The organism is Fusibacter sp. A1 (genome assembly GCF_004125825.1).
Lineage (GTDB): Bacteria > Bacillota > Clostridia > Peptostreptococcales > Acidaminobacteraceae > QQWI01.
The window spans coordinates 134,310-148,506 of record NZ_QQWI01000001.1; the positions used below are offsets into that span (position 1 = coordinate 134,310).

A 14,197-nucleotide genomic window follows, 5' to 3' on the forward strand; every position below is an offset into this window, starting at 1 on the left:
GTGAACACTGAAATTATTAACCAAGTAAACAAAGAGATTTTTTATTTATATCAAATCCCTGAGTATTATTTACAAAATTCTAATTCAGCTAGTCTAAATGAAAATACGTTTGATCAATATAATACTTTTGCTTATGGCGATATGTTTGGCACCTGCAAATACTCAAATCTAACCAATATATCTGAGTACCGCTATTTAGGTAAATCAATTGATAATCAAAACATACCAAATTACAACTATTCTTACGATATGAAAAGTAGTATTGATTTTTCAGAAATGAATTGGATTTATTCGCCTTATAATAGTCTTATTATCACTTCAGATTCAAGATTTGACTGGGTTTTTAATAATACTTTTAACAGGTATCGTGATTCACTACTCCTAAACTCCTTCCTAGCAGGCATGCACGAACAGCATGGGAATCCGCTTAGGCCAACTGGGGATCATTTTGATGAGACTAAGGATGTGCCGTGGCAAGAGATTTTTCATGTGGTGACTCCACCTACAAAAACTACTTATGGGCTTGCGATGCTTTGGCATATTAGTGATTTGGATGGAAAGTTGTATTACATTGATGTGGCACTTCAGCCCTTTAATAAATTAAGGGGAAATATCATTATCGAGTATAAGGATATGACAACCGGTGCCCTTGTTTATCCCTCTGAAACGCGTTTAGTAGATGATGGCCAATCTTTAAGTATCACTGCAATCGATATTCCAGGTTTTAATTATAAGGGCGCAGGCGTCGATTATATTGCAAATCCAACGATTACAACTGTAAGCAAGTCAGTGGATGTGCATTATGCCTATGAGTATAAAAAGCAGACACTCTATGTTACTTTTTATCTTGAAAAGGACACGGCTAGCCCAAATGCTGATTTATCGGGTTCTATCGAAATCAGTAGTGATACTTTTGATGCAAGTAGAGCGATACCGACAGGTGAACTTGTAACAATAAGTGCTACTATCGACACTCCGACTGTATTCAATTATACAAGTGTTCTCAACACTGGCGTTGAGTCTTATAACGTCGAGGTTGTCAAACCATATACCTTAAAGTGGAATGAAAAGACAAGGCACACTTCATACCATACCTCACCTTGCGCCGATACAAATGGCGACTCTGTCGTTGATGATGCAGATGACCCTTGTGGTGGACATACCACTACTTCGAATGATCCACAATCAGAAAACGGCGTTGAACGTCAAACTTATTCCGTTGACAGAAGTTATTCATATTATACGATTTATGAGCTTAATCACTTTGAACTGGACCTTGTGAATGTCTATAACCCTAAGTTAAGCTACTTAGACCCTGTTTTACTAAGGGCGAGTGCACTCGGATTCGTTCCTGAAGACATTGAAGTTTTGCAGCAGACCGGTTATATTAACAGACCAGACGCTCTAGGGACTAATGCTGCATGGAACGCATCGCTCAATAAATATATCGTCACTCTCCCAAAATCGACTTACCGCAGATCGTCAAAACCCAGCTTTGATTTTTTTGATGAGGCTGATTCTGCTGTAGGTAAGATAAAGGTTCGAAACGATCGAATACTAGTTAATGGCATCCATGTTTTAAATGATGACTGGCACTTAGGAAGTACTCCTCTACCGGCACCAATCCCTAAACTAAGGAGTGCTGTTCTGACACTTAAGGATTATCTGATCTCACATAGAATTTTTAATGGGTATGGTGAGACGACCGGGTTTATAGAGTATACCTTCAAGCGACAAATCAATTCGACCCTACCCTTACCTTCTGTCGCAGTAACCGGCAATCCCCTAAACATTCATACGCCCGTTGTTTGCGATGTATCCGCAAACCCTGAAGACGACTATGATCAGCGAAGTGATTTATCTGGCGGGCGTGTGAATGTTCCCCTTGATTATGTGATGACTGTGAATTTTGATACTGAAAATTGGCACATCGCAAATAAAGGGTATGGCTACAGGGACTATGGTATTTACAGTAAGTATAAACGAATTAGTTTTCCATTTGATGTGTATGTAAGCAGCAACAAAAATGAGTTAATCGGCACGCCCGATACTCTATTTTACCTAAAGAAGAACAACTGGCATGTGGTGCCGATTAGCGAAAACGCAGTATATTTTAAAGTGCCTCATTGGTGTGATGAAGGAGACTATGTGATTAATACGCAGGTGGTTTCCCTTAATCACCGTAGTCCTTCAGGATACGAGCTTAGGGCCAATTTAGATTTTGGCAATGATATTGCTGCACAGCAGATACCGATTGTTGTCAGCGGACGGATTTTTGATTTTGTCGTGACCGGTGTCAGTGATAAAAGATGGTTGAACCAGTTTAGTGATCTATCGACTTACTTTACTGTCGGATCTAACAACAAGAATGGAAGGCTCAGTAACCGATCAATCGGCGCTGGCGGCGCTTGGCCATATACACTGCCGATAGCACCAGGTAAGAACACGGATACCGGCCTAGAGGATGCAAGTGTCAAGTTGGGTTATCCGGTTCAATTTGCCTTAAAGACGATTGGCGATTATTTTGGTATTGATGACCTGATCATCCTGCGTCCCGAATTTTATAGAGTCGATCAAAACGGACTGAATAGAGAACCTGTCGACTTATACTATCTGACAGGTCAGCAGTATGTGAAAGTCGGCAGCGTCCATGATCAGCTGAAGCATCGTATTTCGCTAAATGGATTAGCTAGAAAGGTCAGTGCTACTGAACTAATTCGTACTGCCGATACGATAAAAGCGCTTGGAGAATCCATCACAGGACTTACTAAGGAAGCCTATTTGAAGAGCACTCTCGATACGACCTATGTTTGCAAGCCAAAAACCATCGTTCTTTCGAAGGCTCTAAGAACCTTTATCGGATCATATGCAAACTTGCCTGCCGGGGTAGACAAGCATAGAGCAATCGCCGGTGTTCAGATGTGGTATGGAGAGTATCTTTTACCCAATAGCGCTATTGTCGTTCCAAAGGGTGCTGATCTTTTTGCAGGTTATAGGGATAATACAACCTCCATATTTGAAGATGGTTTTCTGATTGTCCACATGAAGATTGATGCTGTGAAGGATATGAAGGTGACTGATCCTAAGTTAAGCTATGTTACAGATACAGCGAATGAATGGCTTATAGAAGGTTATGATACTTCCAGTCTGACCTATGAAGCGGTTGCCGGCGATGTGATTCTCTATGAGATCGATAAGCACGCTAGCGATGATTTGGTCTCGGAATAGACAGTCGATAACGCTAAGGGTTAACAAGTTGAATTGTCCGAATTGATCGGTAATTATACCTAACTGACTGGACAACCGCATTTTGAAGGATTACAATAGATAGTAGGTGCATGCAAACATACCTTAAGCAAGGGGGTTTTTTAATGAATGATGAAAAAAACAAAGTATTAGCGGCGTTGGCTTATCTGCTATTTTTCATTCCGCTGATCGCTTGTCCAGAAGATGAATTTGCCAAGTTCCATGCAAATCAAGGTCTCATTCTCTTTATTATCGTAATGGCCAACTCGATTGTGATGCCATGGATTCCAATTTTAGGATGGATCGCAATGCCAATCATCGGAATCGCTTCTTTCGTATTGTTTATCATAGGAATCATTAACGCACTTAACAGCCAGAAGAAAGAGCTACCGTTTGTAGGTGGATTCAAAATTTTGAAATAGAACTTAAAAGCTGATCCTATATAGGAGCAGCTTTTTATTTTTAATGCTTTTTAAACTGAGGAAGGTAGGCTATGTTTTGCTCGATTACCTGATCTAGCGTCTCTTTTAAGATTTGACCTGACCTTGTAAGTGGATGTATTGTCAGTGCATGTAGCGCTTTTCCGTAATCACCTGTCATGGCTGCTATGATTGTCTCGCGTTCATAGGTTTTTAAGAGTAGCAGTTCTGCCTGAGCCGATTCGGGCAAGCTAGCAACGTTTAAAGGCAGTGCGCCCGCATTGGTGATCATGCATGTTGTTTCGATGACTGCGTCATCCGGCAGGCATGACAGCGTGCCGTTGTTTTGTACATTAACTATCATAAGGCTTCGTTTGTCGTTGTAGATCGCACTGATAAGCTCACAAGCCGCTTCTGAGTAATAAGCCCCGCCGCGCAGCTCGAGCTGCTTTGGCTTAGTATTCAAGTGCTCATCCTTATAGATTTCGAAGAGCTCCTCTTCTACACGCTTTACAACTTCTCCTCGAGTTCCATTCTTGTTAAAGTCATCGATTGCATGGCTTAACATCTCATCTTGAAGGTAAAAGTACGAATGATAGTAACAAGGCATCAGCCCAGTCGCTAAGATCTGTTCTTCCATATACGGTGTTGCACCGATGTTCTTAGGATTGAAAGAATCATCTGCCAAGAGCTTAGGAAGCAGTTCGGGCATGATATCTTTACCGTCCACATAGACATGTCTGCCCCAGACATAGTGGTTGAGGCCGGTGGCGTGAAATACAAAGTCGTCTCTTTCTAATATGCTGGCAATCGATTTGCGCATGTTTACCGGAACATTACATAGCCCAATGGCTTTGATTTTTGTGTGCCTGAGCACCGTTTCAGTAATCACTCCCGCAGGGTTTGTGAAGTTGATAAGCCATGCGTCAGGGCAGATTTCTTCCATGTCTTTTGCAATATCGAGTATGACAGGAATCGTTCTGAGCGCCTTGGCAAAGCCTCCTACGCCATTGGTTTCTTGACCTAGCATGCCATTTGAAAGAGGGATTCTCTCATCGTGGATACGAGCGTCCAATTGGCCCACTCTAAACTGGGTTGTTACAAACGAAGCGCCTTTTAATGCTTCTCTTCTGTTGAGTGTAAGGTAGACCTTGCAGTCTATACCAGCTTTTTCTACCATTCGTTTAGCCAGATTCCCTACGGTTTCAAGCTTTTCTTTTCCGTCCTCAACGTCCACAAGCCAGATTTCTTTGATTGGAAGCTCGTGATGGCGTAGGATGAATCCTTCGATGATCTCAGGTGTATAACTGGATCCTCCACCGATGACCGCGATTTTAAGCGGAATATTCTTTGTTTGATTCATAGACAACTCCTCCAAACTCGTTTACGTTTTTCTTGTTTTCGTCTTATTTACTTCTTGTTTTCATTGTATATAAGCTCAAATGAGAAAACAACAATAAAACCAAGACGTTTTTATGGTATAATGCCTATGAATAAGAAAACAAGAAATGGAGCGTTGGATGAAAGCCAGTGATCGATCCACAGATATCATAAAAAAACTGAATAGGCACGGTCGAATTTCTGTAAAGGAGCTCGCCATTGACTATAGGATTACAGAAGATCTTGTACGCAAGGATCTCAAAAAGCTTGAAAAGCAAGGACTGCTTGATAGGGTTTACGGGGGTGCGGAAAGAAAGAAGAATAAATTTGAAGCCCAGAGCATTCACTACCGAGTGCAGGTGGATGAAGAGGATAAGGCGAGTATTGCAAAAAAGGCTGTCCAGATCATTACAAACGGCGAGTATATTTTTTTAGATACATCCAGTACAAGTGTTCATATCGCAAAAGAACTGGCCCGTTCCAACCTCGAGGTGACTGTTGTGACCGACATGCTTGAGATCACAAATATTTTAAGTGTCTGCGAAGATGTTACACTCATTGCCATCGGGGGTATATATAATACGTATACAGGTGGTTTTGAAGGCCCAGAAGCCATAAGTCAGATTCGAAAGTACGCTGTGGACAAGGCATTTGTCAGCTGCAGGAGTGTGGATCTGCACGGCGGTGACCTTATTGAAGGCTTTGTGGATATCGGAAACACCAAGAAAGTGATACTCGATATCGCTCGAACCAAAATCATTTCTACTACTGCCAATAAATACAGGAGTTCGGGTATCTTTAAATTTTATCGACTTGAAGCTATCGACTATGTGATTACTGAAAAAGAATTCGACATGGCTCAGCTTAACAAGCTTAAGGAATATAAGATAAAGGCCATCTAAGTTGTGCCTTCACGTTTAAGGATGTGATAATATGAAACATTTCAGTTTTATAGCGATACTCACAATCCTATTATTGTTCACCTTCACCTTTGCGGACGATTTTACGATTATCGAGGATCTTCCCATCGATCCAGATGATGATCTGCCAGAATTTATGATCATCGAAGAGCTACGTATTCCTGTAGGTTCAATTGACTTTGGTGCAGGGTATGTCATCGGCTACCCCGACAACACCTTTAAACCGGACAAGCAGATCACCTATGCGGAGTTTAGCTCTATGATTGCAAGAGCCATCGGAATAAACGGCTCTGCAGCTGTAAACAGCACCTGTGTTACTCCAGACCACTGGGCATACGAAAGCCTTTCAGCAGTTGAATACTATCATATTCTAAGCCATGTGGAGATTCCGGATGCGACCCTACCAAAGCTAGCTGCTGAAAACACCTTATTAAGGACGGCTGATTTTTTAGGCATCGATGTCGACTTTAGACCTTTCCTTGAGAAGATGCACAGTGAAATCACAAGAGCGGAAGCAGTCGCACTGGTCAACCATCTACTCAGCATTCAAGACAACTATTTCAAACTCGTCCAATTCAGCGATGTTGCAGTGGACCATCCTTATTATTTTACAATCGCAGCCAGTACAGAATAAAATAACCCTTATGAGCACTATAAATGCTCACAAGGGTTATTTTTAGGTTCAATCTCATCTATTCTTCCAGTCGACCGAAGGTCTTTAACAGAACCAGCGTTTTGACAGTGAGTATGCCTTCCCATGCGCTTTTGGCTTTTGGCCAGGTCTCAGGATAAGTTCCCCATTCCCAGTTTGTCGTCAGACGTCCGTTTTGTATTAGTTTTTCGATGATGTATTCCATATGTACTGTTATCTGATCTGTCGTGATCCCAAACATCTCACTGTCGGGACTCTTAATGAAATCCAGTGGCCTAGGTACGTAGGTGTTCCATTCTTCTACGTTCATGTTGAGCAGTTTTTTTACGTGCCTTGTAATGACTGGTCTTAACTGATCTTGTCTTTCCTTATTGAAATATGGATATGCGGAAATATAGCAGAAGAGTTCATGTTCACTTGTTTCTGTAGCTTCCAGCAATTGTTTTACTGCATAATCGAGCTGTTCTTTAAAGGTGACCTCTCCCCTATCGTGTTGAAGGCGAATGAAATGACCTAAAATTTCTACTGTCGGATTGCCCCAACGAGCGTCCACAGCCGTAAGTCCCTTTTCATCGGCATGCCACCAAGGGGCATGAGGATAGTCATTGACAAAGATATTGGCTGCCGTCCAACCCATGCGTCTCGCATGGTAGCTTCTGCTTAAGTAAGCAAGGCATTTGTCCACTATCTCAGCTACTTCATCTTCTTCTGTCGGTAATTGTTCGAGTATCTGTAGTGCGACTGTCGTGCCAATTGCAGAAGAGTTGGGCATTTGAATATCAGGCTCGATCGCGTGACCGAATCCACCATCTTCGTTCTGAAACACTTTCAGCGCTTCAATGACAGGCTTGTAGGAGGCTCCATCAAAATGGTAGTTGAAAAGAGCGATTTCAAGCGGCCTTGCATAGGTTTTTATATCGTCCTTAATCAGGTCGACGATCTGCTTTGGAAGTTGTAACATCTCAATTCTCTCCTTCAAAGTAATCTTTAGTCTCGTTCTTGACGACTTTCATTAAAGCAAACAGACCAATCATATTTGGAATAATCATCACTGCCGTTGTCGTATCGGATAAATCCCAAATGATGCTCATATCCCAAAAGCTGCTTGTAAGGACCATCACAACAAAAGCCAACCTAAAAATCCTTACCGCCTTTTCTCCTTTTAAGTATCTTGCACATTCAGATCCAAAATAGCTCCATGTGACAATTGTGGTAAATGCGAAAAATATCAAGCCAAGAGTAACAATGGTCTTTCCAATGCCAAACTTGTCTAAATAGGCCGATTCGATCAGACTGATGCTTTCTCCAGCTATCTTGTAAACGCCTGTAATGATAAATGTCAGCCCTGTCAACGTATTGATTACAAATGTATCAATCAACACTTCGAGTATGTGGACATATCCTTGTTCGACTGACTTGACTTCTATTGCCTGGCTCGATGCGAACGTCGCGCCACCAAGTCCCGATTCACTAGAAAAGATTCCTCTCTTAACTCCATTTTCTACTGCATACTTTAGCGCATAGCCTGCACTCGCACCAGCAACCACCTTCATCCCAAAGGCACTTCTTACAATCAGAACAAATGCTTGAGGAATTTGATTCGCATGGAGCAGCAAGATATAGAGGTTACCGGTCACAAATAGGATCAGCATGGCAGGCATGATGATTATCGCCATATGCTTCACATTCTTTAAACCGCCAAACGCCAGATAAGTCACTACTCCCGTTAATACGAAAGCTGTAATCACAAGTGGTGTCTCAAAAGTGGTAGTGAAAATATCCAGCACCATATGCGCCTGTGGAATAACACCGACGCCCAACATGATCGATATCAACATGGAAACTGCGTAAACTCTAGGTAAAGTCTTGTTCTTAAACACATGCTGCAGGTACATCATCGGGCCACCCAAATACCTGTTTTCGTGAATCTCACGGTATTTATGCCCTAACATGGTTTCTGCATATTTGATGGAAATACTTAAGACCCCAAGTACCCACATCCAAAAAAGTGCGCCTGGCCCGCCTAATTGAATGGCTAGGAAAACGCCTGCGATATTACCTATTCCAACAGTGGATGACAAGGCCACCATTAGTGCTGTAAGTGGTGAGATACCCATTCTTGTTTCTTTAAATGAATACTTCTTGAGTACTTTAACTCCATAAAACAGTTTAGAAATCAGTTTACCTTTAGTGATGATATGAAGTCGTAATCCAAGTATTATCAGTAAGATCGGGAATACGTAAGACCAAAGCAACGAGGTCACCTTAAAAATCATATTCATACTCGATCCTCCTCATTGTAAGGCAAAGCAATTGTAAAACAAGTGCCAAGTTCACCGCTCTCATGGTATAGGTTACCGCCAAGTGCGATGGTTTGACTTCTTGCGATATGAAGCCCAAGACCGGTATGCTGCAAGGATCTTTCGGTGGTGAAAAATGGATCGAATATGGTATCGATAATAGAACCGTCAACTCTTTTGCCATTATTCATGATTTTTATATAGATCATATCCGTATCAAGTTCAACCACAAGCTTAATGATCGCATTTTCCAAATCATCAAACCCATGTATCTTTGCATTTTCTATAATCGAAGTGATGATTTGAAGTAGAATCACCGGCTTGCTCCTCAACTTAACCTCGCTGAGACATTCAAGTTCAAAAGTCAACCTTTTGTTCTCAGGTGAGATGGATAAGAAATCAATCAGATCTCTTGTAAACTCACAAAGATCGATTAGCGAATCCTTTTCAACATGCTCATAGATGGATACGTTTTTCAACCTATCCACGATATTGATGGCCCTATCCATATTTCTGCCAATGGTATCGACGGTTGCGAGTATGTTTGCTTTTTCCATGCACTCACTTTTTTCAATTAAGGAAAGCAGATAGCTCATGCTGACTTTTACGTTTCCTAGCGGTGTGTTCAAGTGATGGGCCATACCCCTTACAAGATCTGAAATCGCGACTTGTTTTTGTGTGTTAACCAGCATTTCCTGTGTGCTTCTAAGGTTTTCTATCGATATTTCAAGTTCTGTATTGGTATCAAGCAGCTCTCTTGTCCGTTCGTCAATCTTTTGCTCCAATGACTCGTTCAACTGATTGATTTCATCAAAGGACTGGTTGGTTCTTTCCCTAAGTCTTTCAAAGGCCCTGGCCAAAACGCCAAGCTCGTTGCTACCACTTGTGAGCTGGGCATCCAGTCCCTTTTCTAAGCTGCCGTAGGCCATATCATTGATTTGATCGGTCATGTCCTTTAGTGGATTTACAATTCTTTCACTCGTGCGCTGGGCGATAAATATGCTTGAAAACAAGGTAATAAACAATAGGATCAGTATATTTTGGTTAAGCCTATTTTGAACATTGCCAAATCTGCTGAGTATCGCCTCAACCACGATGATTTCAGTAGGTCTCTCCAGCACCAAGCGATAGGTTGGGAACTTGCTTTTTTCTGCCGTCTCCACCTTTGAAAACAGATAGGAATCTGCTGATTTATTTAGTTCTTCGAGTTCAGTTTCGCTTAATTCGTCAAAGGGATAATTCAACTTCAAATATTCAGTTTGCTTAACTTTTCCTGTTTTAGTATAGGTCGCAACAACGTAAAAGACATTTACATAGTCATATTGCTCTGACTGATACTTGACCCTGTCAAATATTCCCTCTGACGTGAAGAGCTGACTCAATCTTTTGCTTTCTGTTATGTATTCGTTGACCATGGACTGTCTGACTTGGTTGACTCCTTGGTTGGCGATAATCGCTACTGCCATGATCACAAGTAGGATCGAACTAAGGGAAAGTGCGATGATTACTTGAGTAAACAGCGAAAAACGTTTAAAATTGAACATTTACACTCCCCCTTTCCACGGTAAAGTAACTTATTTCAGCTTAGGGCATTTTAGATAGGCGGAAATTCTCGCCAGTAGTTCTGAACTTGTCAGAGTATTCATTTCAATACCCTCATCTGTAGCATTAAATGCGACAATATCCTTTAGACCCGCCTGTAAGATCACATTGCTTGCTGCCACAACCGGACCCTCGTGGCTTCCGTCGAGCGTTTCCAGTATGATTTGGGTATCAGGAAGTAAGAAGTTCATTGCAAAATTCGAAAACTCCTTGCTAAATGAGATGGCGTCGCCCTCAATGCCTATCAGTTTTTTTTCTACCAGTACATTTAGGGCTTTCAGCTTTTGTTCATGGTCAGGCATTTTTATTTCGTATAACCCGGCTAATAGTCCTGCAATGCTGTTTTTCATAGGAATTAGCAGGTACCTTTCAAACAACTCGACAGTCAATGCCGGCATCTCAATTACCTCAATGTAATTCAGCAGTGTTTGCTTTCTCAACCAGTCGGCCAGACTTAGCGCGACAAGTAATTCATCTGTTTCCAATATCGTATCCAGCGCGCTGTTTTTTTGTACTGACATTCCTATGTGGTCTGCTATTTCCTGTTGTACCGATTTTGCTTCATCATCATAGAAGCTAATGACGATTTCGCCTTGCATGTTCTCCACCAGGATTCGTTTGTCATTGAAACTATAAACCCCTTTTTCCATGACGTTATTCTGATATTTAAGCACGAATCTCGCGGATTGGTTCGCATGTGCCAGAACATCGAAAACGGTGTTCATCGGTTCTGTCAGCTGACCGTTACTAAAGACACCCTTTTCCTCAAGTGACTTTTCTTCTGTTCCTGTGAGTCCCTTTTTAACAAATGTAAAAAAGCTAAGGTCTGATACTGTAGGATATTTTGTTCCTATAAAAGTGAGTTCGCTTAAAGTAAATTGCATAATAAGCTCCTTTCGATAAGTTGTTTAATTGATGGATCTCTTTCTTTTATTTTACTAGACTTCCCAGACAGTCGCTAGTAGTATCTGTTTTAAAGGCATATTCTTTGTGGACTTTGTTGTCATCGGTTGATGCAATTGAATCACCAGCGGATTCTTTGGTACCGTATATCTACTGTATTCACTCAGTACACTATATATATACCAAATTCTAGGCACTGAAAACGGTTTTTTATTTACCCCTGGCTTGTATTTGAAGCAATTACCTGTTATAATTTTAACAAGTTGCGGAACTAATAAGGGGGTCTAACTATGAGCACTAAAGATTGTCAACTAGAAGCTGCGGCATGTCCTTTATGTGGCGCTGATCTAAACTTTAAAAAAAGCGGTAAAAATTTTTGCAATTGTAAAAAATGCGACTGGGATTGTTCGGGAAACTGTGAACATCAGTAGCACTGATTGATTTGACATATTTGAAAAGGGATAATTCATTCATTGAATTATCCCTTTTAGCTTTAAATGATGCTGTTCTTTATTAAATTGAGATTATACATGACTTCAAGCAGTTTTTGAGTGTCTATCGGCTTTGAAGCATATGCGTCGCAGCCATATTCAAAAGCTTGTTTTACGATATCCGTTTCTCCAAGCGCTGTCGTCATGACAATTTTCGCCTTGTGTTCCGATTTCACATTCAGTTTTTCTTCAAGGTCTCTCATCGTCTTTAGCACTTTTATACCGTCTACTCTGGGCATCATGATATCAAGACAGATCAGGTCGTAGTATTCTTCAAGCCTTAGGCTCATCATAAAAGCATCAATCGCTTCGATTCCATCGATGACAAGATCACAATCGCCATATTCGTTGAGCAGCTTCTGTAAAAACCTTCTGCTCACAAGGTCGTCCTCAGCAATTAGTATTCTCATTACACTCTCCTATCATCATTTTAAATATTTTATGATCGTATGTGCAATCAGTTCAAGCGATGCTTGCTTTGTTACTGCACCAACTTCAAAAGCCGCTTTCGGCATGCCGTATACGACTGAACTTTCACTATTTTGACCTATGGTAACCGCTCCGTACCGCTTCATCCTAAGTAGGCCTTTTGCCCCGTCATATCCCATGCCTGTAAGTATCACACCTATGGCCTTTTTTTTGCACACTTTCGCTACCGAATCAAAAAGTACATCGACAGACGGACAGTGACCACTTACTTTAGGACCCTTTTTCAACTTCACCCGAAGCGACCCCGATATGTCGGTCAGTTCGAGATGTTGATCTCCGGGAGCAACAAGCACCATTCCAGGTAAAACCAGGTCGCCTGTTTTCGCTTCTTTTACGTTAAAATGCGTATTCTTGTCAAGCCTAAGGGCGAACATTGTAGAAAATGCAGGTGGTATATGCTGTACAACCACTATGCCAGGCGAGTTTTTCGGTAGTCCTTTAAGTATATGATAGATGGCTTCTGTACCACCAGTGGATGCGCCGATCGCTATGACGTTGATATCCTTTGAGACCACGTGATCCACAGCATTTGGAGAAGGATCTTTATAGGTATGCACACTTGCTTGTGACGCTTCCTTGACTTTCTTGATGACTTCATCAATGAATTGCCTATGGCTTATTCCCGCATTCGTATCGGGTTTGGTCACAAAATCAACTGCACCCACACGCATGGCGTCAAAAACCGCATAATCGATTGCACTTACAACAATAACCGGTACCTTGTGCTGGGGAAGCAGCTGTCTTATAAATTCAATACCATCCATTTTAGGCATTTGGACATCACAAGTAATCACATCTGGATCAAACAATTCAATTTTACCGATCGCATCATATGGATCATTCGCTTTAGCTACGACCTTAATAGCTGCATCGGATTCAAGTCCACGCGTCAGCGCTTCTCTGAACAACATGCTATCGTCGATTACCAATACTTTTATCTTTTGCAAAGTATCCCCCTTGTGTGGATTGGATTTATTCTAACTTGCGGTATACTGCCGGACGTATGTACTTAAACCTATTTGGATGCCTGGGGATCGATTCCGAATGGCCGATAAAGAGATAACCGCCATTCTCCATCGAGTGATAGAGCTTTTCAATTAACCTGGTTTTTGTATCATTGTCAAAGTAGATCATCACATTTCTGATAAAAATCACATGAAATTTCTTTTTAAAGGGAAACTTGGCATCCATCAGATTGAATCGTCGATAGATGACTTCGTTCCTGATTTCCGGTTTAAAGACTAAACTGTTTTTATCGTAGTCGTCAAAATAGCTGTGCAACCAATATTTAGGAAGCGGTTCCACTCTTTCTTTTGAATAGATACCCAGTTTTGCAGTTTGTAGAGCCTCTTCCGATATATCGGTCGCAAGTATCTTCGTGTCCCAGTATTTACCCTCCTGTGCGAAGAATTCCTTAAGCAGTACCGCAAGGGTATACGCTTCTTCTCCTGTGGAACTAGCCGCACACCAAATCCTCAAGTCCCTGTCCCTTACCTTGCCGACTACATAAGGAAGAACGACTTTTGAAAAATAATCAAAGTGATCTTTCTCCCTCATAAAATAAGTATGGTTGGTGGATATCTTATCCACAAGTGTTCCGAGGGCTTTTCCTGTGATATCGCTGGTAACATAAGAGTAGTAGTCGCTAAAATTGTCGATTCCAAGCTGAGCCAAAACCTTCTGCAATCGCCCGAGTACAAGCGCTCGCTTTTCAGATTTCAAATTGATTCCGTATTCCCTTTTTATAAGAGCTGTTATTTTGTTGAACTCTTCGTCTGTAATTGTTAACATACTC

12 protein-coding genes are annotated in these 14,197 nt (G+C 41.4%); 4 read left to right on the plus strand and 8 right to left on the minus strand.

Translation table 11 applies throughout. The features are described 5' to 3' along the window. Positions 1-141 precede the first annotated feature (141 nt). Positions 142-3,228, plus strand: coding sequence for a DUF5704 domain-containing protein (locus DWB64_RS00585; RefSeq protein ID WP_371682590.1), 3,087 nt, complete (start codon positions 142-144; stop codon positions 3,226-3,228). Positions 3,229-3,371: 143 nt separating this feature from the next. Further along, positions 3,372-3,668, plus strand: a complete 297-nt coding sequence (locus tag DWB64_RS00590) for a DUF4870 domain-containing protein (RefSeq protein ID WP_206736632.1) — start codon at positions 3,372-3,374, stop codon at positions 3,666-3,668. Positions 3,669-3,708: 40 nt separating this feature from the next. On the opposite strand, the gene DWB64_RS00595 is transcribed toward DWB64_RS00590, so the two are convergent. Then, positions 3,709-5,028 carry a 6-phospho-beta-glucosidase gene (locus DWB64_RS00595; protein ID WP_129486233.1) on the minus strand — a complete coding sequence of 440 codons (1,320 nt, stop codon included), beginning with the start codon at positions 5,026-5,028 and terminating at the stop codon, positions 3,709-3,711. A gap of 157 nt (positions 5,029-5,185) precedes the next feature. Here DWB64_RS00595 and DWB64_RS00600 point away from each other — a divergent pair, with 157 nt between their 5' ends. Continuing rightward, a complete protein-coding gene (locus DWB64_RS00600; RefSeq protein ID WP_164980145.1) occupies positions 5,186-5,947 on the plus strand; it encodes a DeoR/GlpR family DNA-binding transcription regulator in 762 nt (253 codons plus the stop codon). A gap of 31 nt (positions 5,948-5,978) precedes the next feature. Further along, the gene (locus DWB64_RS00605) at positions 5,979-6,599 is read left to right on the plus strand and encodes an S-layer homology domain-containing protein (RefSeq protein ID WP_129486235.1); all 621 of its coding nucleotides are present in this window, start codon (positions 5,979-5,981) and stop codon (positions 6,597-6,599) included. Between the two features lie 58 nt (positions 6,600-6,657). Here DWB64_RS00605 and DWB64_RS00610 read toward each other — a convergent pair whose 3' ends face one another. The 7 genes from DWB64_RS00610 to DWB64_RS00640 form a co-directional block, all read right to left on the minus strand. After that, a complete protein-coding gene (locus DWB64_RS00610; RefSeq protein ID WP_129486236.1) occupies positions 6,658-7,578 on the minus strand; it encodes a hypothetical protein in 921 nt (306 codons plus the stop codon). Between the two features lies 1 nt (position 7,579). Then, a complete protein-coding gene (locus DWB64_RS00615) occupies positions 7,580-8,899 on the minus strand; it encodes a sodium:alanine symporter family protein (protein WP_129486237.1) in 1,320 nt (439 codons plus the stop codon). Beyond that, positions 8,896-10,461 carry a sensor histidine kinase gene (locus DWB64_RS00620; RefSeq protein WP_129486238.1) on the minus strand — a complete coding sequence of 522 codons (1,566 nt, stop codon included), beginning with the start codon at positions 10,459-10,461 and terminating at the stop codon, positions 8,896-8,898. Before DWB64_RS00620 ends, DWB64_RS00615 begins: the two co-directional genes overlap by 4 nt. Positions 10,462-10,491: 30 nt before the next feature. Beyond that, complete coding sequence (locus DWB64_RS00625; RefSeq protein ID WP_129486239.1) at positions 10,492-11,403, minus strand: hypothetical protein; 912 nt, start codon at positions 11,401-11,403, stop codon at positions 10,492-10,494. 512 nt (positions 11,404-11,915) lie between these two features. Then, positions 11,916-12,323 (minus strand): response regulator, encoded by a 408-nt coding sequence (locus tag DWB64_RS00630; RefSeq protein WP_129486240.1) that lies wholly within the window; start codon positions 12,321-12,323, stop codon positions 11,916-11,918. Positions 12,324-12,338: 15 nt separating this feature from the next. Beyond that, entirely contained in the window at positions 12,339-13,349 is a 1,011-nt protein-coding gene (locus DWB64_RS00635; RefSeq protein WP_129486241.1) for a chemotaxis response regulator protein-glutamate methylesterase, read from the minus strand. Between the two features lie 25 nt (positions 13,350-13,374). After that, positions 13,375-14,193, minus strand: coding sequence for a protein-glutamate O-methyltransferase CheR (locus DWB64_RS00640; RefSeq protein ID WP_129486242.1), 819 nt, complete (start codon positions 14,191-14,193; stop codon positions 13,375-13,377). Between the last annotated feature and the right edge of the window lie 4 nt (positions 14,194-14,197).